We start from the raw sequence: 23680 nt of genomic DNA, 5'->3' as shown, positions 1-23680 counted from the left end.
TAAAAGAAAGAGAGAATGAAACAATTTTATTCCACTTAATATTGGCTGAAATTAGATCGGATCAATCCGTATAAGTACTTAGAATTTTGCCTATTTTTCGTATTCCTTCTTGGATTTCCGAATCTTCTCTGGCAAAACTCATACGGATAGAACCCTCACCGTAACTATCTCCGGAATTAGTAACCGGATAGAAATATTTACCTGGTACGATAATGACCCCTTTTTCTTTTAATAGGGGATATATTTCAGAAATTTTTTTGCGAAGTCCTGCAAATTGGATCCAAAGGAAAAAGGCTCCTTCACTTTCATGGATCCTATATTTTAACTTTCCTTTCCATTCTCTTCGGATAGAAGAAATTGCAAGTTCTCTTTTTTTGAGGTAATACGGTTTTACTATGTCTCGAGAAAGTTTAAGCCATTCTCCGGATTTTACAAATTCCAAAGCAATGTATTGGCCTAAATTTCCTCCGGCCAAGTTCAGAACTGCATTCGCTTTATTTAATGCTTTTATAATTTCAGGGTCTCCTAAAACAAAACCTGTCCTAACACCAGGGAGGCCTATTTTAGAAAAACTGAAACTTTGGATCATTCCTTCCGAATGAAAAAGTTTCTCATCCGAAAATACGATACCCGGAAAAGGAAAACCATATGCGTTATCTAATAAGAATGGGATATTTCGACTTCTCGCGAACTTAAGTATCTGTTGTAATTCTTCTTTTTTGGCTACTCTTCCTGTTGGATTTGTAGGACGAGACAGGACAACACACCCAAGATCTTCCTTTATCTTATCAAAGGAAGAAGGGTCCAACTCGTAACGAAATCCGTCCTCTGACGTAGCGACTTCTTTACCCAAAGAATAAGAAAATGAATCCGGATTTATAGGTTGATCCAAATAACCGATATATTCAGGCAAAACAGGTAAGAATATTTTTTTGAATGTTCCGTCTTCGAATCTTCCTGAATAAAAATTTAACAAAAGATAAAATGCATTTTGGGAACCGTTTGTAATTGCAATCTGATCCTTTAAGATAGAGGTTCCTGTTTCTGAACTTAATAAGGAGGCGAGTATTTCTAATGTTTCCTCTTTACCTGTGGGAGTTTCATACTTCCCCAAAATGGAATCCCAGGCTCCTGATTCTGTGAATTTGTTTAGGATCTTTCTCCAAACTTCTTCTACCTCAGGGATTAAGGAAGGGCTTCCACCACCCAACATGGAAACTCCCGGAGAAGGATTGCCTAGGTCCTCCATCAATTGGCCAATCCCAGTTTGGTTACGGAATTTGGCTCCGAATTTGGAAAAAAGGAAATCTTTGCCCATAAGGTTATTCCACTTTTCTTTTTGCAAAACTGCCGAAAAGATAATCTAAGAGAGGAAGGAATTTTTTTATTCTTCTACCCTCTCTGGAGAAACCGATGCAAACGATCGATTCCATCGAAGACAATGATATGTTAGATCCGAATACCTTGGATCTTCAGACCTATTTGGAAAAATATCCTTGGGAGGAAAAATGGACCTCTTTAGGAGAGCCAATTGAGAAACTTTGGAAATTCGACTTGGATGTTTCTCCCCAAGAAGTGTGGCCTTGGCTCATAGACACTTCTTCTTTTAATAAAAGAATAGGTATTCCTGAAATGAAATTTCAGGAAATCAACGGGCGACTTTTCGGTAAGTCCAAAAACGCAGGTATCGTTTCAGAATGGGAAGAAGTTCCTTGGGAATGGGAATATTGCAAACAGCTTAATAATGCCAGGATCTATTCTAAGGGATTTGCGTACTATGTAAGAACAAGATATCTTGTTTATCCATTAGGAGAAAATTCCACCAGGCTATTCGTTTACTTCGGCTGGATCCCTAAAGGTTGGCTCGGAAAAAACCTGTTAAAGATCGTAATGGTTCAACTTGAAAAAGCCTACGCGAAAGGATTAAAAGACGTAGTAGAAGATTTAATCAAAACAAGATCCTATAGTTGGTTAGGGCCAAGCGCATTAAGTGTAATCAAAGAATCCAAATCTGAAAAAAATCCGGTCTTTCCTGCAAGAATGCAACAGATCCGAGTTGGATATATTCGAGAAGGACAACCCAGAGAGTTAGTAGATAAAGTTTTAAATTATATTTTAGATGCAGATGAATCTGATCTATATAGGATCAGGATCAAATCCTTATCAAAAGTTTGGAAAATTCCCGAAAAAGAATTGCTACTAGTATTTTTGCATGGATGCAGATTAGGATTATTCACGATGAGCTGGGATGTGGTTTGTCCGCATTGCAGAGGAGTCAGAACAGAAGCGCAACATTTAGGAGATCTTCCTACAAGAGATACATGCGAAGTTTGTGAGATACAATTCGAAGCAAATCAGCTGAACTCTATCGAGATCACTTTCCATGTACATCCTTCTATCCGAGAAGTGCAAAAGAGAATGTTTTGTGCTGCGGAACCTTCCACCAAAAGTCATATTAGATTCCAAAAATATTTGGATTCTGGAGAAACATATAATTCCAAACTTCTACTTTCTCCCGGAGTTTATAGACTCAGAGTAAACGGCGAAAAAAATTATTCTCTATTAGAGATTAAGGAAGAAATCCCAAACGAGACCTTAGTTTGGAAAACAGACGAGACTCCAGAACAGATAGAGATTGCCGATCATCCAAAATTGATCTTAGAAAACCTTTCCTCTTCCAGAAAAGGTTTTGTGATAGAAGAAAGAAAAGAAGACCAAGATTGTCTCAGGCCCACTGACTTATTCAATTTCCAAGACTTCAGAGATCTATTCTCTCAAGAGGCTCTTTCCACAGATCTGCAATTAGATATTGGAATGCAGACGATCTTATTCACTGATATAGTAGGTTCTACAAAATTCTATTATAATAAAGGAGACTCAGGCGCATTCTCCGAAGTCAGATACCATTTCGTTGAAGTTTATAAAGTAGTGAGAGAATTCCAAGGTGCAGTAGTTAAAACGATAGGAGATGCAGTGATGGCAGCCTTCCCTTCTCCCAGTGCAGCAGTAGAAGCCTCCGTAAAGCTCCAAGAATTTTTCTCAGAAGAGAATACCGAAACCCCTATCCGAATTCGTATTAGTTTGCATACGGGACCTTGTTTGGCAGTGAACCTAAATAGTAATATTGATTATTTCGGGAATACAGTAAACTTTGCAGCAAAATTACAAGCAATCGCAGATGGAGGAGAAGTGGTATTCTCAGAAGTCGTCTTTAGAGAAAAACAACTCCGCCAATTGATGACAGAAAAAGGTTGGAAAGTAAAAAGAGTGAAATTCAACCAAAGCTGGATTAATGAAGAAACCCAAGCTTATAAATTGGTGTTTAATGGTGCAAAAATATGATCTTTAAAATAGTTTCTCTTCTTTTAGCCGCTTATTTCATTTTTGCAGGTGCAGTTCAGTATAACGATCCTGATCCTTTGCATTGGATGCTTCTATATTTTACTTCTTCTTTAGCGTGTGTACTTGCGGCACTCGACAAGGACAAACTTCCTCTATTATTTGCGATCGTCGGTATGGCAGGAATTGAGATCGCAGCTACGGTCGATGGATTTTTTGATTGGTTGAAAACAGGAAACGAAAATCTGATCACTGCAAAGATGACCGACGAAAAACCTTATATAGAATTAGGAAGGGAGTTTTTAGGAGCGTTGATCAGTCTTGTAGTTATTACCTGGCTTTGGTATAGAAAACGTCCTATAAATTCTAAATAACCCGATGTCATCTCTTCCTAAATTTACCAAAAAGAAAAAAGGAAAAGCGCTCATTATAGAAGGTGGAGGAATGAGAGGTTCCTTCGCAGGTGGAGTTCTCTCTTCCATGGCTCCCAAGTATCCTCCTAGCAAATTTGACCTAATCGTTGCAGTCTCTTCCGGTTCTTGTTCTTCTGCATACTATGTTACTGAACCGAATCCTTCTTCTGAAGATATTGAAAGAGCCCTGGATATTTGGAGAAAAGAATTAGCAGGAAATCATCTTATCTCTTTTTGGAATCTTTTCCGAGGCAAAAGGATCCTAGACCAAGATTATCTGATAGATCATATTTTCCAAGAGAAGGTGCCGATCAAAGTAGAAGTACTGAAACAAAAAAAGACTGTACCTTTTTATATTGTGCTTAGTAATTTCAAAACCTTACAGCCGGAATATATAAGAGCCACTTCTCAAAATCTTTTTCCACTTTTAAGGGCAGCAACTTCTTTACCCATCGCAACCAAAGGATACGGCCTTTTAGAAAATTCAAAGTACACTGACGGTGGAGTCTTAGATCCTATCCCTGTCGAAGCAGTATTATCCGCAGGTTATAAAGATATTACAGTCATTCTTACAAAACCAATGGATTTTAGATTAACTCCTACAAGTCCATTATTAGGAAGTTTGGCATTTCCTAAATTTCCGGAAATGGGAAAAGCATTTATAGAACAAAGATATAATCGTTATAATCGAGCCATGGAAATATTGAACGATCCACCTAAAGGGATCCGTTTCGAAATTATAGCTCCCGAAAAAACGCTTCCTGCAGGAAGAATGACAACAAATGCAAACCTATTGATCGAAAACGTTCGGTTAGGAATCGAGCTTGGAAAGAAGGTTTTTCCTAAGTAAAAATTCTCTCGGGCTGTCCAATTTCCAAAACCTCAATTGATATAAGAATAGAAAAAGAGGTTTTATGAAACGTATCTTATTATGGTCCGTCCTGACTATTATCCTACTCATCCCAATATTTATAAGCTTCGGGATTTGGTCGGCAAGCAATCAGTTATTATTTCCTGTTTGGAGAGACAATCGGGACTTCTTCGCATGTAGCCCTGAAACAGAAAAACATTGGGGAAAATCTTGCGGAAATTTAAGGAATTCTAATGAATTCAAATTCGAAGAACTAAAGATACCATCTATAAATGGATTCGATCTTCCAACTTGGAAAATCGGCACACTCGAAAATGGAAAAGGAAAATCGAAAGGTGCAATCTTTTTAGTTCACGGAGGAGGAAGTGATAAAAGAGAAATGACAAAACATATCCGTTTCTTTTTGAAAAGAGGATTGGATGTTTTTAGTTTTGATTTTGGTTGTCATGGAGAAACAAGTTGTTTGATCCCAGGACTTAGTTACGGTTATAGGGAATCTAAAGATGTGCTATCTGTGTATCATTATCTTTCAGAAAGATACGATCGAATCTACGCACTGGGAAGCTCTGTAGGGGCTTCTTCCATTCTAATCTCTTTGCCTGAGATGCCCAAACTTTCCGCGATAATCGTAGAAAATCCAATGTATAATTTTGAAAGATTGATTTTAGAATTTCCCGGTACTGCAAAAGATATTCCGGCTTTATTTTCATATTTTCTAATCAAACTCACTCAGATCAGAGGAAAGTTTGAAACTTCTCCAAGCCCTGCAAGTTCTTTGGTAAATACTAGATCTACGCCAATCTTATTTATTCATAGCAAAGAGGATCAGGTAGTTCCCTTCCAACAAAGTCAGGACTTAGCGAATATTTATCAAGGCCCGAAAGATATCTGGTTTCTGGAAAAAGGAGAACATGGCTCTGCTCGAGAAATAAATCCGAAAGAATATGAGAAAAGAGTCAGCGCCTTTTTGGACGGATTGAAATAATTTAAAAAATGACATTGGAGACGCCGGGGTTCGCCGCGACGCAATCTCGCATCCTACTCGATTGGGCTCTGCGGCGTCCCATCCAAGCCTCGCTACATCCTGTAGCTCGGACGCAACATTTACGCTTCCTATGGGGCGCTATCGTTGCTTCCTTGGCTGGGCTTCGAACCCCTCTGATATTATTTCATTTGGAAAATGACATTGGAGACGCCGGGGTTCGAACCCGGGTCCTATTGCGCCTTAATGGGGCCTCTACATGTTTGTCTTATGTTTTAAATCTCGAAAGGCCTTAGCCCACAAGCAGGCGTGTCCTTCCTATTCGATCCAAATACTCTTTAAATCGTGAACCGAAAACCGATCTAAAAAGTCTCCCGTTTAAGGCAGAAGAAAAACCACCGGGAGAGTAAGCCTTTCTTCCGTAGTAGCGATTAAGCTGCTAGTGCTAATTCGTTGTTAGCGTTTAAAGTTTTGAAGGTTTTTAAGAGGCCCCTCACCCCTACATGCCACCACATCTTAACTACAACAGTCGAAACCTAATTCGTCCCCGTAGATTTAATGATTAGACTAAAAATCCGTTGAGCTAGTCAGGAAATCAAGAAAAAGTAGATCCGTTGGTGCTTCTATTTTGAAAATTTTCATTCTGTCGGTCTCGGTTTTAATCTTCTATTGCGGGACTTCTTCTTCTCCAAAAATCAAAAATCCAAGCCAGGAAGTTTACGGTTCCGTACCTCCAACTGAATTACAAGATGGATTGTATGCGATCCTAGTCGGAAAATCATTTTACCCGAATCGACTCACAAATTCGGATAAACAGGAAGGCGAGTCTGAGATTGCAGTTTTATTATATCTGATAAAATTAGAAAAACGTTATATTCTCATCGATGCAGGAACTTCTTCCATATCGACTCCTGAAATTACCGTCCATAACTGGATCTCTCCGGATAAAATTTTAAGATCTGCTGGGATCAAGTCAGGAATGATCGGAGAGATTATTCTTACTCATTTTCATTCGGATCATTCCGGAGGGATTGGCCTTTTTCCAAATGCAAAAGTTTATATTACACCGGAAGATTGGGATTCGTTTAAAAAAACGAATCGATCCGCTATTGGTAAACTATTAACCAAAGAAAGATCAGGAAAAATCCAATTCATAATATCGAGCTTAGAGGTTTTTCAGAATTTTCGGATCCTGTTAACTAAAGGACATACCCAAGGTTCAGTTGCAGTAGAATGGTTAAAATCCCCGGGCAAAAGATTCCTGATCACAGGAGATGAATGTTATTGGGTAGAATTTTGCAAACAAGGTCAGGGTCTTCCTTTCGAGGGAACCTTCTCTCTTTCCAATAATAAAGAATTTTTAGATTATGTTTCCGTTCTATCTTCTAGCGGGACAAAAATTCTGACCATGCATGACCCCGCCGTTTTATCTTTGGGAGAAGAAGTATTTCCGAGGATTTATAAATTAGATTAAAAAAAATCCCCCGGTTATTAAGCCGAGGGATTTTCTAAAGCACTGATTAGAATCTAAGTTCTTATTTATAAACTTTATCGATTCTCTTTTGGTATTTTTCAGTAATCACGTGCCTTTTCATTTTAAGTAGGTTCGTTAATTCGTCGCCTATCTCAAATGGTTTCTGAGCAAGTACTACATGTTGGATCAACTCGAAAGATTTGAATCCGTGTTTAGTACTATTGTATTCTCTGATCTCTTTTTTAAAGAAATCAATTACCTTAGGATTGTCGATCAGATCCTTGATGTCTTTTGCTTGGATACCGTTTTGAGATAACCAAGGTTGTAGAACTTCTAGATCCGGAACAATAATTGCTCCCAGAACTTTTTGATCCTGACCGAATACCATGGATTGTTTGATATAAGGAGATTCGTCCATACGGTTTTCTATTGGAACCGGCTCTACGTTTTCTCCACCCAAAAGAACCACAGTTTCTTTTGCTCTTCCTGTAAGAGTTAGAGTATGTTTGTAGTTGATGAACCCGATATCTCCGGTGTTTAACCATCCATCTACAATGGTCTTTTTAGTGGTTTCAGGATTTTTGTAATATCCTTTCATCACTTGAGGCCCTTTGATATGAACGATACCTTTTACTCCAAGCTTACCAGCAAGAATTTGTCTTTGATCGTTGATATGAGTTAACACGTTTCCATGATCGTCTCTCAACTGAAGTTCAGTTTTTGGAACAATATATCCTACGGAACCGATGATCGGATGATCGTAATGACGAACTGAGATCACAGGAGCACTTTCAGTCATTCCATAACCTTCTAATACCAGAAGCCCGATATCGTTGAAGAAATTATCTACGTGACGTTGTAAAGCCCCACCTCCGGATAATGTTCCTCTCAAACGTCCACCAGTTGCTTGGCGAATCTTGGAAAGAACGATAGTGTCCAAGGTCTTGAAGTTGAAGATAAGCCCTAAAATCGCGATCGTAAGGAGAACTGGCGATAAGAATGCCAACTCTGGCTTATACATCTTAATATAAGAATATCCCACAGCACTGATCAAAGAAACTGTGAACGGCCCAAACAATATCACCCGAGCAATCGCCTTAACAGCAAGTCCCAAAGATTGGAAGATATTACGGTTTTCGTAATCCACTTCTTTTCCGGTCAGGAAACGAACCCCTGCGTTATAGTTCTTAGAGAACAGATACGCAGTATTAAATAGGAATTTACGAACTGGAGGAGTTTGCTTCGGATCATTGATCTTATTGTAAATCCCAGTATAAATACTTTCCCAAACCCTTGGAGCAGAAGCCATGAAAGAAGGTCTGGCTTTTGCCAGGTCATTTCTTAGGTCAGCAACCTTGGTATAGAAAGTAGAAATCCCAAGAGAGATCGCAGAGTATTCTACCACTCTTTCAAAGATATGCCACACAGGTAGAATCGACAACATACTGTCGTCGTCGCGGATAATTGATTTTTTAAGGATCAAAGGAACAACATGTTCCATTTGGTGAGCCATATTGGAATGCATGAGCATTACACCCTTAGGCATTCCAGTAGTTCCAGAAGTATAGATCAGAGTGAATAGATCATCGGGTTTAATGCCTTCGATCCTTTTTTCAGTCTTGTGTCCGCCCTTAGATCTTAATTCTTTTCCTGTTTCAATCAGATCATAAAGATGCAAAACGCCTTTCGCTTTTGTTTTGCTGTCTTTATCCATAATGATGACGGTTTCAACGTCTTTCAATTTGGCTTTGTTCTTAACAAACTTCTCATACATCTTATCGTTTTCTAAGAAAACTACGGAAGCTTCGGAGTGAGTTAAGATATATTCCATTTCAGAATCGGTTACATCAGTTCCCCGAGGAACGTTTGCACAACCGGAGAGTAAAACTCCCGCATCAACTATGATCCATTCTAATCGGTTATCCGCTAACACTCCGATATGTTCGCGGGCCTTCACGCCTAGATCTATTAAAGCCTCTGATAAACAGAGACCTAGATCTACTAATTGTTTAAAGCTGGTCGATTGATATTCTTTATTTTCATCCTTCGACCAAAACGCCGGTCTGTCCCCATAAGACTCGGCGGCCTTAAGGTACATGTCTGCTAAATTCTTGTACATTGGAGTTATTCCTTTGAAGAAGGGGTGTATTACGCTTATCTCAATAAAGCGCGTTTACGTTAATGTGAGAAGTCGACCCGTCAACTAAATTTTAGAAGAAGTCAAAGCGTAGGTGCAGTGCAAAATCGAAGAAGAGATATGTAAAAAGAGAAAACTCCGCTCGAAAGGACCTCGAACGGAGTGAGAAAGGAAAAATATTATTGTTGTTCTTCCCCAGCGCCTTCTTCTGCAGGAGCAGGAGTAGAGTCAGACTTGGTTCCTTCTTCTTTTCCTTTTTTGGAATCTTTCTTATGCTTCTTGTGGTGTTTTTTCTTACCTTTTTTCTTCTTAGCTTTCTTTTCTTTTTTCTCAGCTTTAGAAGCACCAGCGTCTTCAGTTTTTGCAGGAGCATCGCCGGTAGTCTCTTGAGCGCTTACTCCGGTGAAACCGAAAAGAGCGATTGCAGACACAAGAAGGGTAACAAGAATTTTTTTGAATAGGTTCATTATGATCTTCCTATAGAAACTTTGGTTTGTGTCGTAATTTTATTATTATGCGAGACAAATCAAATGCATTTTACATAAAAATCAGATTTCATCCACAGGAGGGACCCATTTATTCGGGATTGCTACAGCGAGTGACAGACGGTCCAAAAATTTATCTTTCGGGATCTCATAAGCTCCCAGATTCAAAGTGACCGGGTTCATCTGCTGGGTATCAAATAATGTGAAGCCATCCTTCTTCAATGCTTCAAATAGAAAGTAGAGCCCGATCTTCCCGAAATCAGGTAAAAAGGAGAACATGGACTCTCCGGCAAAAAATTTACCGATGGCCACACCATATACCCCTCCGCCTAACCGTCCATTTTCGTCCCAGACCTCTACACTATGAGCATAACCTTCCTTATGAAACTTGGTAAAACCCTGTAAAAAGTTCTCCGTTATCCATGTTTGTTCTTCCGTTCTGAATGCGCAGCAACGCATAACTTGTTCAAATGCACGATTGAATGTAACAGTGAATTTTTTTTGGCGAATTCTTCGGTGAACTCTGGAACTAATATGAAGAACATTTAGGTCAAAGATAGCCCTCGGATCCAAAGAAAACCAAAGTAAAGGTTTATCCGCCCAAGGAAATATTCCTCGAGTATACGCATATAGGAGGCGATCCGGTTTTAGATCTCCGCCAATGCCAACAACCTCTTCTACAGAATGTCTTGGATCTGCGAAAAAATCGGAAAAATCCCGGATAGGAGAATATTGATTTTGTCTGGGGTTTTCCATTTATTCCAAGAGAAGAGGATATGATTCTTCGACCGAGTATATCTGACCGTTCGCTCCGCTGCGACTAGAAAATAGATGGAATTCCGACACTGGAACTATGTCCGTTTGGAAGGAGGAGAATTCATTTAAATATAGATCCAAACGTTTTTCCGGGGTTCTTTTGAATCTGCCTATTGTTATATGAGGCCTGTAATCCCGTTTATCGATAGAGAACCCTTCTCTTTTAAGAGTGGATTCCAGGACTTTTTGAAGTTTTTTTAGTTCTTCTGAAAGACTTACCCCCGCATACAAGATCTCAGGAAATTTATTACCAAAGAAACCAACACCTTTGATCTCTAAAGAAAAACTTTTTTCAGAAACTTGGCTGCAGATCTCCGAAACCTTTTCTATCTCTTCCGGTTTTAACTCCCCCAGAAAGACCAAGGTAGTATGAAAATTTTCAGGAGAAACCCAGCGAATCTCTTCCAACCCGAAACAAATTTTTTCCAGATCCAATTTTACGGAATCGGGAAGAGCTAATCCTAAAAAACTTCTCATTCGAAATCTACTCCGGAAACCCTTCTAACTCCTCTGAGCGAATTTACTAAAACGATCTTAGAAGCAAGACTCAGATCTTGTTTAGAAATTTTCTTTTCCTTTGTTTTTAATTTTCGGCTCCATTGTTTGCGGGCTACCCCAGGCAGAAGTCCCTCATCCAAAGGAGGTGTGACCCACTCTCCATTTAGAAAAAGAAAGATAGAATGAATGGCTCCTTCTGTTATATAACCTTCTTCATTTGTATAGATCGTATCTAAGTAACCTTTAGAAACTGCTGATTCATAACCTTCTGAAAAAATTTCTCTGATATTTGTCTTATGATAAAAGAACCGATTTTTTTTATTGGTAGAAGTTCCGCTCACCAGTATCTTCCCTTCTTTGGGACCTGGATGAAATTCGGAAACTTCCGTCTGGAATTCTCCATTAGCCGAAAGAATAATTTTCACTCTATATTTTTTGTCAGAAGAAACTTTATCTGCAATTTCATTAATTGCGGATTCCCAACTTTCATCGTTCCAAACGAACCCGAATTCTATGGCGGATGTTTTCATTCTTTCTTTATGATCTTCTAAAAAATAGATCTTTTTTCTTTTACAGATCGTAGTTGTGAATATATGAAAATTCTCTTTGGCATTATCCAAAAACTTTGCCTTGGACCAACATTCTTCCCATTCCGCATTCGGATCGGAACCGATCGTAATTCCGGAACCGACTCCCATTCTTCCTTTTTTTTGTCCGGAAGGATCTTGTAAAAACTCAAGAGTACGGATCGCGATCGAAGAAATTTCTTTTCCGGGAGAAAGATAAAATATTCCTCCGGTATAAACTCCTCTCTTTTTTTCCAAACTGCGAATGATCTCCGAAGATCTTTTTTTAGGAGCCCCAGTGATTGAACCTCCGGGAAATAATGCTTCTAAAATATCTGTCCATTTTATATCCGAAGAAAGTTCGGATCTTACCTCACTGGTCATCTGGAAAACTGTCGGATATTCTTCGATAGAGAAAAGTTTAGAAACTCCAACAGATCCTGGTAAAGAGATCCTTCCCAAATCATTGCGGAGAAGATCAGTGATCATTAAATTTTCTGCTCTATCTTTTTCTGAATCGGCAAGTTCTGATTTCAATTTTTGATCTTCCTCGCGATCTTTTCCCCTTGGCCTGGTTCCTTTCATCGGGACAGTTCTGACCTGATTGGATTTTCTTTCCCAAAACAGTTCAGGAGAAAAAGAAAGAATATCTCTTTGTGTCTGGATAGAATCCCCAGTATGTATCCAAGCCTCGTATGGAACTGGTTGTTTTTTTCTGAGTTCAAAAAACAATCTTCCAAGAGAACCTTCTAATTCTATCTCCAGGGGAAATGTAAAATTGACCTGATAAATATCACCTTCATAGAGAAAGTTCCGGATCTTGTGAAAGATCTTTTGGTATTCTTTAAGATCCATCTCGGATCCAATTTTTGCAGAATAACCTCTATCCTTAAATTTGGATTCCCATTCCGAAATTTCGGCAAGGTTTAAGACCTTTGGTTTGGAAAAGATCCCGAACCAGAAAAGAGGATCTTCCGAAACTTCTTCCATATTGTCAGGATTTAAAAATAAATCGCCTGCTTCGTAGGAAATCCAACCAGCCGCATGGAATCCCTGAGAGACCTTGTTTTGAATTTCTAAGAAGAATTTCCTTGCATCACTTCGTCGATTAGTAGTAAGAATCTCATTCGGCTCCGTTAGAACTAGGCGTCCCTCTTCAGAGAAACCTTCCCCTAAATAAATAAAGGGTTTCCTGGAGTTTTGAAATAGATCGGAAATCATTTGGAAAAGGTCTTAAAACCTTCTTCTCAGCTGCTTCCGAATCCTAAAAGCGAAATGAATAAGATTCTAAGATTAATGTTATCTCGATCCCTAAAATTCATCCAAACTACCGCAAAATTTCTTCTGGTAGCTTCCGTTTATTTTCTTTTGGGAAAATTCGGAGAATCCTTCGGGACTTTTTCGGATTACGCCTCTCCTATCTGGCCTGCATCCGGCTGGGGATTGATCACTCCTTTATTATTCGGAAGAGTTTCTTATTTCGGGATTTTTACAGGTTCTTTTTTATACAACTGCCAGATCCGACATGAAGAACTTCCGGGACAAGATCTAAGCATTTATTTTGGGGCAGCAGTGCTCATCGCCTTTGGTAGCACATTACAATCGTTCACAGGAGCTTATTTATATAGAAAGTTTGTCCCTGATTTAGATCTTACGAAGAACACTTCTTTCGTTCTTAGATTTCTTTGGATTGAAACATTAGTTTGTATTATCGCTGCAACGATCGCATGTTCGGGACTTCTACTCTTAGGTATCCTGGATTTAAATTCTCTTTTCCCTACTTGGATCACATGGTGGATGGGGGATTCTTTAGGAGTATTCGTATACTTTCCGTTTTTCTTAAGTTGGTTAGGGCCAGGGGTTGCGCGATTCCAAGTACATTCCTGGAAAGAAAGTGCAGGACTCGTCTCCTTCTTAATTTTATTAGGTGGAGGGATATTTTACTTCTTTAGTATCAACCAAATACCGGCGTACTTCCCACTTTCTTATCTTTTGATCGCTGTTATCTCACTTGTTTCTCTCAGATTCGGGGGAAGGGAATCTTCTTTAGTACTCATTATAGTTTCAATCATATCTATCTTAGGAACTGCACAAGGAGATTCATATAATTTCCCTGCTTCCAAAGAAGTGTCCCTTCTTCTTTTACAAAGTTTTCTTTCTGCGATCTCGGTTGCTTCCCTTCTCGCCTTGTCAGTAATAAGGGAAAGAATAGATGCACAAAACGAGATCTATCACTCTCATAAAAGATTAGAAGATCTGGTTGCAGAAAGGACCCAAGAACTCGATCGATCTTATCGATTTTTAGGGGCAAGCGAAGCAATCTACAAAGGTTTATTCGAAAATGTTCCGATCGCAATTTTAGAATGTGATTACTCTAAAGTAAGAAAAATGTTAAGCGAATTGCCCGAGATGTCTACGAAGGAATTCGCTAAATTCCTGAAAACGAATCCTAAATTCGTTTCAGAATGTTATGAAACAGTAAGCGTAGTGGATGCTAATAAAGAATCCGTTCGATTATTTGAAGCAAGTTCAAAGGAAGAAGTCCTATTTCTCGCCAGAAATTTTTTTAGAAAAGGGAATGATCATTATTTCAAAAAACTTCTGAGCAGAATTCGTTTTGGAGCAAGAGTACTTCATACCGAAGCATCATTATCCACTTGTAACGGAAAACAGTTCGAAGCATCCATTCGCTGGTCCTTGGCGCCAGAGTTTGAAGATACATTCTCTTCTACCATTATTACTGTTACAGAGATCACTGACAAAAAACAAGCAGAGAGACAGTTAAAATCTTCCTTAAAAGAAAAGGAAGTGATGCTGAAGGAAATCCATCACAGAGTAAAAAACAATCTACAGGTGATCTCCAGCTTATTCAATCTTCAATCCGAATACGAAAACGATCCTAAGATCCATGAGGCATTTACAGAAAGCCAAAACAGGATCCAGACCATGGCCCTGATCCATGATGAATTGTACCAATCTAACGATTTGGGAAATGTAGAATTTTCAGGTTACTCCAAAAGGCTTGCGGAGAAGATCAGGTCCGCATATAAAATCGGAGCGGAAACTAGAGTGGATGTGATATCAAGCCCTATCCATTTAGAGATCAGCATTGCAATTCCGCTCGGACTTGCATTAAACGAATTACTCACAAATTCTTTTAAATACGCATTCCCTCATAATTTTTCTCCTACGGATGAAAGGCCGAAAATCCAAGTCAGACTCCAAAAAAAGGAAAATCTAGTAATTTTAGAAGTTTCAGACAATGGGGTCGGTTTGCCTAACGAGTTGAATCCGATCGCAACTCATTCTTTCGGCCTTACCCTAGTCCAAGTCCTAACTAAACAACTAAAGGGAAAATTGGATTTTTCCAGTTCAAAAGATAATGGAGCCAGTTTCCAAATCCGTTTTGAACTTCCGAATTAGGAAAATTCCTTGCGAACTAGTTCTCCAAATCGGAGTAAGGAGAACATGAGAACAAAGCCTCCTAGTCCGATCGCCAACAGGGCAGAAGCAAGAAGAGAACAAATCCTGGAAGCTGCACTAGACGTATTCTCCGAAAAAGGATATCACGAGGCCGGGATCGCAGACATAGCCGGAAAATTAAATATAGGTCATGGAACCTGTTATCGTTATTTTAAAAATAAATTAGATATTTTACATGCATTAGTAGATAGGATCCTTCTCGGATTATTAGAAGTGGTTCGTAAAGAAAGTCCCGAAAAATCAAACTCAATCGAAGAATACAGAAACCAGATCAAGAATATCGGTTGGGAACTATTCCAACTTTTCAGTAAAGATCCAAGACAAGCAAAGATCGTTTTTTTCGAAGCAATGGCATTGGATGAAACTGTAAAAAGAAAAGTGCAGCTTGGAATTGATAAAAGCGCCAGACTCACAGAGTTGTATCTGAAGAATGGTGTAAAAAAAGGATTTTTAAGAAAAGAATTGGATACTCGTATCGCATCCCAAGCAGTAAACGCAATGATGTTTGAAGGTATACGGATCAATCTATCTTCCAAAGTGGATTCTAAATTTGCAAAACGTTGGCTGGAAGAAATGCCCACCCTTATGTTAGAAGGAATGGGCAAACGTTAGTTATTTTTTATAAAGTAAGGAACTGAACTAGGTCTTTTGCAGTAATATCCGGAATTTCTTCCATGGGAATATGACCCGCACCATCATAAGTGATGAACTTTGAATTCTGAAGATCCTTAGTCCAATCCTGTGCGTATTCCAATTTTAGCCAATGATCTTCTTTTCCCCACATGACCAATGTAGGAGTTCTTACAGACTTAATCCCCTCTGAAATTTTAGGGTCGGTGAACTTCTCCCTAGCAGTTCTGAAAAAATAATTATAAGCCTGTCTATTCCCTTCTCTTCTGGAAAGATCCACGTATCTTGTTTTGATCTCAGGCGTGATCTTAGAAGGATCTCCATAGACCTCATCCACACTTTTTTCTACCATAAAACTCGGAAGCATATGTCGCGCAAAAGGACTTACGATCGGGTTACTTCCTAAAGCTATCATAGGAGGCATAGGCTGCGCGTATCCTGCCGCATCTATTAATACTAATTTTTGGACTTTATTAGGATATTTTAATACGTAATTCCAGGAAATATATCCACCCATGGAATTTCCCACCAGATAAAAAGAATCCACTTTCAGATATTCCAGGAATTGGTTTAGTACTTCTACACCTTCTTCCAGATTTAACTTTTCTAAATCTTCAGGAGGGCCTGTAAGTCCATGGCCTGGGAGATCAATGCGGATCACTCTATAACGAGACTTTAATAATTCTGCCCAAGCATCCCAAGTATGCAAAGAAGAGCATACCCCATGTAATAGAATAATTACAGGACCTTGACCCTCGTCCCTATAATGGATATTCAGATCCCCAATCGGAGCAAACTTCGACTCTGAGTTTGCATATTTCGTTTTCAAATCCTCTAAGGAATCGGAGCCGACGCCTAAAAATCTACAATCAAGTAGAATGATGAGAAGTAACATTAAGCTTATTATTGTTCTTTTCATAATTTCCCTGTTTTAATGAAAATTCCCACCCAATCGGAATGACAGATACGTCATTCCAATCCCAAAGTAAAACACGTTTTTCTTTGAAATTTTTAGATTTCCCCTATTGACAAAAACTGAATGACATGTCATTCTTATATTCAATTAAGGTGAGGAGTTTAGAATCCAATGGTTCAAGTGGATGTTTTTTGGGCCTACGGCCTGGGAGCCGGTTATGCAATGGCCGCAGCTCGCCAAATTAAAAAATTGCAGGCAGGAGAAACCACAGCGGGTTCTCTTCCTTCCATCAAAAAAGAAGAGAAGGGTAAGGTCCAATTTTGGAAGAATACCTACTTCATCTCTAATCTTCTTTATTTAGGTTTATTATTCGCTCCGTCAGGTTTATATCTCGTCTGGCAGTTTACTAGCTGGGAAACAATGCATGCTGGAGATAAGACAATGCCTGGTTGGCTTGTGGCATTATTCGGTTTAACGAATATTTCGCAGGGGATCTTAGGCTTCTGGGTAGTTTGGAAATTAATCGAAGCAGGGAAAAATTTCTTAGCTTATCTGCAAGTTCCTGTGGGATATTTTGGAATGTTCTTCATCCTAGTTCACGGATGGGATGGAACAGGTTATAAAAGATTTTTCTCTGAGTCAGTGGAGCAATTCCAAAATAACTGGACTTGGGGAACTGCAATCAACTGGTTAACCTCCGATGTTGCCATCACATTATATGCAATGGGTGTGATCTTAGTTCCTGTTCTGATCGTTTCACTTCTAAAGATCGAAAAAGAAGGTTGGGAATTAGGTGGCACCGGAGAATTTTCAGTTAGAAAATCTCCTTCCGGTTTTGCTTCTACAATTGCGTTCTTAGCAACTGTGTTCGTGGGTGCTTTGGGATTTGCAATTATCTCCAGTATAATTATCCACCAACTGGGTTGGATACTCGGGACAATCGTTTCCACCCTTGTGATCTATACTTTAGGAATTTCTAAATTTGGATTGTTCCAAGTTTTCTATAAAAATGTTTTACAATCGGAAACTGAAACTGGTGGCAAACTACAAAGTGTTCGTTCCGCGGCCTAAGATTCGTCTTCTTTAGAACCGTTCAAATTTTTGGCTCTGGCGGGTTAATCCCCCAGAGCTTTTTTGTATTCAGCAATTAGAAGTTCTGGATTTTCTCGGCCGATAGAAATTCGAATCAGGTTTGGATCCAACCCTACTTCTTTCAAAAATCCCCTGCCTGCTTCTGTAGACACTAACTCATAGTGAGCCAAATACATGTACAACATATTCAGAGTAAATTCGGTCCCGAAACTCGGCCCTTTTAATAATCTTAAGGAATTATAAAATGGTTCCAAAGGAACTCCAGGTTCGATAGTGATCACTCCACAATGCAGATCTTTATCTCTTGCTATTTTGGAAAAGTTCCCGTGATTTTCTTCAGAGCCACTCCAATGAACTGCTTTGATCTTAGGATGATTTGAGAAGAAGTTTGCAAGTTTTGCAGCATTCCTTCCGATCTCTTTGACTCTTTCAATATAACCTTCCAACTCGAAGGACATACGTTCGCAATCTCTGATATAAGGAATTTCCAAAAACTCAGGACAATCGTTCTTCAACTTCTCAAAATATGTAGATGAAGGATTTAAAAATAAAGCGCCCATCATCACGTCTGCATGTCCGGATGCAAACTTTGTCAAACTCTCCACGATCACATCCGCATATGGGGAAAGATCCACAACTGCAGAACCAGCCACGGAAATATCCGCCACCAATGGAATTCCATATTTTTCCAAAAGTTTTTTGAGTTCAGGATAATCGGGAACTTGGATGAGGGGGTTTGTAGGAGATTCAGTAAGGATTGCGGCTACTCTATGGCCTTCTTTAGAAAGGAATTCCTCTAGTTCTTTTAGATCGACTACATCATGGAATATATGAGAGCCTCTAGAATATTTTTCTAATATTCTAATATTATCTACGTATAACCACCCGAGTCTGAGCCAGATATCTTTTCCTTCTTCTGCACGAATTCGATCTAACGCTCTAAAAGCAGCATAAACTGCATTCATTCCGGATGTTGCCAGGTATACTTGCAAATTTTTGTCCGGATATAAGGCGGATAGCGATGCTTCTACCCTTTCGTAAGGTTCTTCTTTTCTGGATTCTTCTTTGTAAATAGAATCGATAAGTCCTTTTTTGAATAAATAATCCTCTGCTTTGCGAGAAGATAATAAACATCCTGTATGTTGGATGAAGGACAATATCTTGGATTCGTTTTCTTTATGAGAAGGTATGGTTAAGGTAATGATGCCTTCGTCTTCTATAATTCTTGCGCCTTCTACTTGGAAGAATGAAACGATATGATCGGCGGCTTTGCGGGAATTTACTATAAACTGAGGACCATCTACTCCCTTGGTCTCTCTATTATAATCTAAAATTTTTTCTATATATGCATGAGCTACAAAGCGAGGATACCCCGCTTTTAATCTGGAAAGAGTTTCGGTTCTTTTTTCTTCGTATCCGATCACGTCAGCGACTTCGGGAAGACTCATGGAAACCGCGTGTATATTTTCGAATGGTATTCTTTCCCCGCAGATCCTTCGATGCGGTTCTTCTATCTCTAGTATCATACTCTGATTACCATCGCAAAATTTTAGGCAGAAACATCAACTTTATTCGGTTGGACGAACAGAAGTCTAAAACGGTTCTAATTTGCCTGTGAATTTGCGAGGCGCTTAACTCTGTCTTCTTCTGTTAAGGCGTTGATCAGGTCGTCCAGATCTCCTTCCATTATAGCAGAAAGATTATGACTAGTAAATCCGATCCTATGATCTGTACATCTTCCTTGTGGAAAATTATAAGTTCGTATTCTTTCGGATCTGTCTCCTGAACCAACCATCTGTTTTTTTAGAGCATCAGCTGCGGCTTTCTTTTCTTCTGCCTGCTTTTCCAATATCCTAGCGCTTAAGATCCTCATCGCTTTCGCTTTGTTTTTATGTTGGGACTTTTCATCCTGACATGCAACTGCGATCCCCGTCGGAATGTGAGTAATACGAACTGCAGAGTCGGTGGTGTTAACGTGCTGTCCACCGGATCCGGAAGAACGATACACATCCACTCTAAGATCGTTTTCATTGATATTGATCTCAGACTCTTCTGCTTCCGGTAAAACTGCAACGGTCACAGCACTTGTATGGATCCTTCCTCCGGATTCTGTTGCAGGAATTCTTTGTACTCTATGAGTTCCCGCTTCGAATTTAAAAAGATCATAGGCCTTATCATTTTCCATCGCGAAGATGATCTCTTTTAATCCGCCTATCCCAGTTGGAGAAGAATCTATAATCTCATGACGGATGCCTTGTTTGTCCGCATACTTAGTGTACATTCTAAATAGGTCTGAAACGAATAGTCCTGCTTCTTCTCCGCCGGTTCCTGCTCGTATCTCGAGTAATATATTTTTGCCGGAATTCGGATCAGGGGGAAGAAGTAGGATTTCCAACTCCTTCTCCAAACTTTCTATCCTTTCTTCTGCTTCTTTGCGCTCCTCTTCGTACATGGAGCGCATATCCCCGTCTTTTTCGGTTTTTAAAAGTTCTTCGGCGTCTTTTTTATTTTGAATTAATTTTTGATACTCGGTAATTTTATCGAATAAGGGCGTGAGTCGGGAACGTTCCTTATAAAGTCGTTTTAAATCATCCGGATTGGACGCGGTTGTAAGTTCGTCCGATATTTTGAGGTATTTTTGTTGTATTTTTTCTAGTCTGTCTAACATAGAAACCGTATCCCATTGCCTTGGTACCTTACTCCTCTACATGGAAAACTACAATTCGATTCTCTCAGCAGTTTCCGATCAGATACTGAATCTTTTATCCGGCCTGCATTCCTATCGTAGCCCCTATGCTAAGACCATAGGATCGCCTGATGAACTCATCCAAGAGTTGACCCAAAAATCTTCTCTCCAATCCGGAGCGGCGAGCGCAGCTCTTGCCCTTCCCCAAGGACGTTTGGGGCTTGTTACATTGGCTCCCGAAATTATTCTAGTCTTAAGGCTCCAAGGTAAATTGGTAAAAGACATCGCCGCTTTATACGGAAAAGAGCATCAGGTTACACCGGAACTTATGGCTTATTGTTTATTCAAGGACAAGACCTCATTTTTCAGGAACGTTCTCAAAGATGCAGGAGCTAGGGTCTTGATTCGACCTATGGCTTGGAAACTTCTGCAAGAAGCAACTTATCAGATCGCGAAAGGTCTCATCAAAGGGAAGAAGTTTGCAAAACCTAAAAACGGATTTTGGCTCCCGATTTTCGGGTCCTTACTTTCTGGAGGGTATTCCTTTTTGGAAACTCGTAATGTAGCATCCAGAGCTCAGAAATTATTTTCTAAAGATATTATTAGCGTCCAATCGGACGAGCCTTGGGCTGAGGAAACTGCCTGAACTCAAAATCTAAGTCCTATCTAATGATCAGAGTCTTATCTTTCTTATTACTGGTTTTTCTTTCCTGGAATTGTAAAAGTAAGCAGGAAAGTTTAATAGAAGAAATCCAAGAGTTACTGGAAGAGCAGAGCTATGAAAAAGCTTCCGGTATGTTAAAGGATTATCTGGTAAAACCTAAATCCGACGACGAAGTTCTTTCTTCCGAAAAACCGGAAACTCCTAGAATAGTCGAACTATCTTATGACAGAAAAAGATTAGTATATCTAGAAGATAGCAAACTAATCTGGAGAGATACCAGCGACGGGTCCAATGGTTCCAAAAGTTTGGACGAGGTCCCCGCTTCTCTTGCAGTTTCCTTAAATGCGAACTTTGCTCTGGCGGAATATCCAATGACAAACGGTTGCCGTTTGTTTGCTATATCATTAAAAAATAATGATCTTTTGTATGAATCAGGTGCACAAATTTCCTGTAGGAACAGAGGGGGGATCTCGGAAGACGGTTCCAAAATTTACTACTTCGTAGACAACCAACTCTATGAAGAGAAAACTGTAGAGCCTCGAACTCCTAAACTGATCGTCTCTAAAGAAAAGATCACTCCACCTTTTTCAGGACTCAAAGCCAGATTCTTTTTATATCCGATCGGAAAAGATTTCTTACTCTTCTCCGGAAATGCAGGCTCTTATTATTTATACTATTTCCAACCCGAAAAAAAATCAGTAGAGAAAATAGACCAAGAAGTCATCAGCCCGTTAATCTATTATGGCACCGGAGACTCCGCATACTATCTGGGTGGTTCCATCGGTAGGCTTCATTTAAGAAGACTGCAGTTAGGAAAAGGCAAACCTTCTAGTAGTAAACTATTTACTATTAGCAGAAAAGAGATCAATCCTTGGAAACTTCCAGGTAAAAATGAATTCGTTTCTAATTATTCGGGCAAAGTCCATCTTTGGGGACCTTCTCGCAAAAGCCAAGTGTTGCCCTTACTTTGTGAAAGGATCTGGCTTGTAGATCAGAACAAAGTTCTTTGCGAAAATGAAAAAGGTGGATTGTATCTAACCAATTTGGATTTTCCGGAAGAAGATTGGAGAATCCTCAAATTGTACGAAGAAGCCAGAGATAAATAATTCTTTAAAAAAAGATATTAATGATCAGGTTTCCCTTTTGGCCTTCTATAGGTTCAGGGGAACCGTAACGTGTCTTTGCAAAACTTTTTGCTGGAAATTCTTGGTTCCAAACTTTTCCGGAAAACTGAACTTGTCCGCTGGATTCAAAAGAAGAATTTTTAATCCATTCTCTGAACTTGCCTTCGTCTTCTTGAGAGCCAAGTCCGATCAATTTACTTACATAAGTTTTTTTAACAATCTCTTCCATTAGTGGGGATTTTAGATCTTCCGTGAATAAGATCCCTAATCTACCGGAAGACAGATTGGCTACCCAGACTTCAGGCAGAATTTCTTTTTCGGAACTTGCAGCTTGTGCCGCTTCCGATTTTTGATTAGAAGTTCTAAGCAAAGAACCTTCTACAAACTTTCCGGAAGAATCGAATATGTATGCTCTTTCTTGCCATTCACCTGGTTTGATGGAAAGTTTTCCTTCTTTCACTTCAGGAGAAGGTAAACAAATTGATCCTGCTAAAATGGAAACCCCATACATTTTTGCCAGGTCTCCAAAAATCCTTTCATATCTTTCCTTAGAATCTTGAGCAATCTCAAAAGATACAGCATCTCCATCCAGTACGCGGGAGAAGTTTTTAATAGAGATCCTTTGGAAAAATAATGCCCAGTTCCAAGCAGAGTCGATATTTTCCGAATCCAAAAGATCCTTTCTGGAATCCATTAGGAAAAAATAATTTCCTATCTCTGGAGGAAATGCAACGATCGTGGAATTTTGTAACCAGCCTTTTTCTTTTGCAAGGGCAAGAGGTTCTTCTAACCAGGCTCTAAATCTGTCTTCTCTGGTAAAATATTCAGGTTTGAATTCCAACTGAACGATAAGTAAATTTCCGGACCTTCTATCCCAACCTAAGGAAACGGTTTTGGTTTCTTTTTTAGAGATCCTTTTTTGGAACTCTTCTTCGCTTAAAGAAACTCCAGAGAGAAGCCATCCGATAAACGCGAAGATCGGAACTAAAACTAAAGATGCGAGTGCATTCCTTACGAACGGGCTCATACCAACCAACCTTTAGGATTTAATTTACCATCAGGTATCAGGGGAACATATTCTTTTTGGTACAATTGCAGAGCATCCAACATATATTCGAAAAATAAAGGTTTAGGGTCGTAAGTGGCAGCGTCCACCCATGAAATATAATCATGCTCATCTGAGAGAGTAATCTCTCCCGATACGAATTCTCCATGATAAGCTACAATCACGCATGGATGATTTCCATCACTGACTCTATGTTTATGGATGAGAATGGGCCGTGGGTGAATTTTGATCTCACAAGCTTCACCCATTTCTTCTTTTAACTCTCTGGACAAACTTTCCAACCAATCTCCGTAAAATTCGTCCTCGTTCATCCTTCCACCAGGAAGGTCCCCGAATCCGGATTTGCGGTCCCTAAGAATGAGAAGTTCTTTTCCTTTTCTCAAAAAAACCTTTTGTGTGATTTGAAAAAAACCGTGTTTGCTCAAAGCTATCCTCGCA

At 39.4% G+C, this 23680-nt stretch carries 21 protein-coding genes and 1 other RNA gene; 10 read left to right on the top strand and 12 right to left on the bottom strand.

What is annotated here, in order from left to right:
- Nucleotides 1–61 precede the first annotated feature (61 nt).
- The gene (locus CH377_RS03975; RefSeq protein ID WP_100722497.1) at nucleotides 62–1318 is read right to left on the bottom strand and encodes a pyridoxal phosphate-dependent aminotransferase; all 1257 of its coding nucleotides are present in this window, start codon (nucleotides 1316–1318) and stop codon (nucleotides 62–64) included.
- 95 nt (nucleotides 1319–1413) lie between these two features.
- On the opposite strand from CH377_RS03975, the gene CH377_RS03970 reads away from it, so the two are divergent.
- The 4 genes from CH377_RS03970 to CH377_RS03955 all read left to right on the top strand — a co-directional run bounded on the left by CH377_RS03970 (nucleotide 1414) and on the right by CH377_RS03955 (nucleotide 5608).
- Complete coding sequence (locus tag CH377_RS03970) at nucleotides 1414–3342, top strand: adenylate/guanylate cyclase domain-containing protein (protein ID WP_100722496.1); 1929 nt, start codon at nucleotides 1414–1416, stop codon at nucleotides 3340–3342.
- Nucleotides 3339–3713, top strand: a complete 375-nt coding sequence (locus CH377_RS03965; RefSeq protein WP_100722495.1) for a transmembrane 220 family protein — start codon at nucleotides 3339–3341, stop codon at nucleotides 3711–3713. The genes CH377_RS03970 and CH377_RS03965 overlap by 4 nt, the downstream gene beginning before the upstream one ends.
- A 4-nt stretch (nucleotides 3714–3717) precedes the next feature.
- A complete protein-coding gene (locus CH377_RS03960; RefSeq protein WP_100722494.1) occupies nucleotides 3718–4602 on the top strand; it encodes a patatin-like phospholipase family protein in 885 nt (294 codons plus the stop codon).
- Nucleotides 4603–4666: 64 nt separating this feature from the next.
- Complete coding sequence (locus CH377_RS03955) at nucleotides 4667–5608, top strand: alpha/beta hydrolase (RefSeq protein ID WP_100722493.1); 942 nt, start codon at nucleotides 4667–4669, stop codon at nucleotides 5606–5608.
- A gap of 199 nt (nucleotides 5609–5807) precedes the next feature.
- Here CH377_RS03955 and ssrA read toward each other — a convergent pair.
- Nucleotides 5808–6154: a transfer-messenger RNA gene (gene ssrA, locus CH377_RS03950) on the bottom strand.
- A 79-nt stretch (nucleotides 6155–6233) separates the two neighbouring features.
- Between ssrA and CH377_RS03945 the strand changes: the two genes are divergently transcribed.
- Complete coding sequence (locus CH377_RS03945; protein ID WP_100722492.1) at nucleotides 6234–7079, top strand: MBL fold metallo-hydrolase; 846 nt, start codon at nucleotides 6234–6236, stop codon at nucleotides 7077–7079.
- 61 nt (nucleotides 7080–7140) lie between these two features.
- Here the strand turns inward: CH377_RS03945 and CH377_RS03940 are convergent, their stop codons facing one another.
- From CH377_RS03940 to pabB, 5 genes are all read right to left on the bottom strand, one after another.
- Nucleotides 7141–9198, bottom strand: coding sequence for an AMP-dependent synthetase/ligase (locus CH377_RS03940; protein ID WP_100722491.1), 2058 nt, complete (start codon nucleotides 9196–9198; stop codon nucleotides 7141–7143).
- A 197-nt stretch (nucleotides 9199–9395) separates the two neighbouring features.
- Nucleotides 9396–9683, bottom strand: a complete 288-nt coding sequence (locus CH377_RS03935) for a hypothetical protein (protein ID WP_100722490.1) — start codon at nucleotides 9681–9683, stop codon at nucleotides 9396–9398.
- 81 nt (nucleotides 9684–9764) lie between these two features.
- Nucleotides 9765–10424 carry a leucyl/phenylalanyl-tRNA--protein transferase gene (gene aat, locus CH377_RS03930; RefSeq protein WP_165780457.1) on the bottom strand — a complete coding sequence of 220 codons (660 nt, stop codon included), beginning with the start codon at nucleotides 10422–10424 and terminating at the stop codon, nucleotides 9765–9767.
- A 33-nt stretch (nucleotides 10425–10457) separates the two neighbouring features.
- Complete coding sequence (gene thpR / locus CH377_RS03925) at nucleotides 10458–10994, bottom strand: RNA 2',3'-cyclic phosphodiesterase (protein WP_100722488.1); 537 nt, start codon at nucleotides 10992–10994, stop codon at nucleotides 10458–10460.
- Complete coding sequence (pabB, locus tag CH377_RS03920) at nucleotides 10991–12802, bottom strand: aminodeoxychorismate synthase component I (protein WP_100722487.1); 1812 nt, start codon at nucleotides 12800–12802, stop codon at nucleotides 10991–10993. The genes thpR and pabB overlap by 4 nt, the downstream gene beginning before the upstream one ends.
- Nucleotides 12803–12877: 75 nt before the next feature.
- Here pabB and CH377_RS03915 point away from each other — a divergent pair, with 75 nt between their 5' ends.
- Nucleotides 12878–15004 (top strand): histidine kinase dimerization/phosphoacceptor domain -containing protein, encoded by a 2127-nt coding sequence (locus tag CH377_RS03915; protein ID WP_243401950.1) that lies wholly within the window; start codon nucleotides 12878–12880, stop codon nucleotides 15002–15004.
- Nucleotides 15005–15049: 45 nt separating this feature from the next.
- Nucleotides 15050–15676, top strand: a complete 627-nt coding sequence (locus tag CH377_RS03910) for a TetR/AcrR family transcriptional regulator (protein ID WP_100722485.1) — start codon at nucleotides 15050–15052, stop codon at nucleotides 15674–15676.
- 7 nt (nucleotides 15677–15683) lie between these two features.
- Here the strand turns inward: CH377_RS03910 and CH377_RS03905 are convergent, their stop codons facing one another.
- On the bottom strand, nucleotides 15684–16613 hold the full coding sequence (locus CH377_RS03905; RefSeq protein WP_243401949.1) for an alpha/beta fold hydrolase: 930 nt from the start codon (nucleotides 16611–16613) through the stop codon (nucleotides 15684–15686).
- Nucleotides 16614–16781: 168 nt separating this feature from the next.
- Between CH377_RS03905 and CH377_RS03900 the strand changes: the two genes are divergently transcribed.
- Nucleotides 16782–17681, top strand: a complete 900-nt coding sequence (locus tag CH377_RS03900; protein ID WP_100722483.1) for a hypothetical protein — start codon at nucleotides 16782–16784, stop codon at nucleotides 17679–17681.
- A gap of 44 nt (nucleotides 17682–17725) precedes the next feature.
- Here CH377_RS03900 and CH377_RS03895 read toward each other — a convergent pair whose 3' ends face one another.
- Both CH377_RS03895 and prfA read right to left on the bottom strand, forming a co-directional pair.
- Nucleotides 17726–19228 (bottom strand): aminotransferase class I/II-fold pyridoxal phosphate-dependent enzyme, encoded by a 1503-nt coding sequence (locus CH377_RS03895; protein ID WP_100722482.1) that lies wholly within the window; start codon nucleotides 19226–19228, stop codon nucleotides 17726–17728.
- A 77-nt stretch (nucleotides 19229–19305) separates the two neighbouring features.
- On the bottom strand, nucleotides 19306–20370 hold the full coding sequence (gene prfA, locus CH377_RS03890) for a peptide chain release factor 1 (RefSeq protein WP_100704773.1): 1065 nt from the start codon (nucleotides 20368–20370) through the stop codon (nucleotides 19306–19308).
- A 40-nt stretch (nucleotides 20371–20410) separates the two neighbouring features.
- On the opposite strand from prfA, the gene CH377_RS03885 reads away from it, so the two are divergent.
- Together CH377_RS03885 and CH377_RS03880 are read left to right on the top strand one after the other, a co-directional pair.
- Complete coding sequence (locus tag CH377_RS03885; RefSeq protein ID WP_100722481.1) at nucleotides 20411–21034, top strand: hypothetical protein; 624 nt, start codon at nucleotides 20411–20413, stop codon at nucleotides 21032–21034.
- A gap of 23 nt (nucleotides 21035–21057) precedes the next feature.
- A complete protein-coding gene (locus CH377_RS03880; protein ID WP_100722480.1) occupies nucleotides 21058–22158 on the top strand; it encodes a hypothetical protein in 1101 nt (366 codons plus the stop codon).
- Nucleotides 22159–22162: 4 nt separating this feature from the next.
- On the opposite strand, the gene CH377_RS03875 is transcribed toward CH377_RS03880, so the two are convergent.
- Both CH377_RS03875 and CH377_RS03870 read right to left on the bottom strand, forming a co-directional pair.
- A complete protein-coding gene (locus CH377_RS03875) occupies nucleotides 22163–23203 on the bottom strand; it encodes a hypothetical protein (RefSeq protein WP_100722479.1) in 1041 nt (346 codons plus the stop codon).
- Entirely contained in the window at nucleotides 23200–23667 is a 468-nt protein-coding gene (locus CH377_RS03870) for an NUDIX hydrolase (protein ID WP_100722478.1), read from the bottom strand. The genes CH377_RS03875 and CH377_RS03870 overlap by 4 nt, the downstream gene beginning before the upstream one ends.
- Nucleotides 23668–23680 lie beyond the last annotated feature (13 nt).

It is taken from the genome of Leptospira haakeii (assembly GCF_002812045.1).
In the GTDB taxonomy this organism is placed as follows: Bacteria; Spirochaetota; Leptospiria; order Leptospirales; family Leptospiraceae; genus Leptospira_B; species Leptospira_B haakeii.
This window is presented reverse-complemented; position numbering and strand designations above follow the sequence as displayed.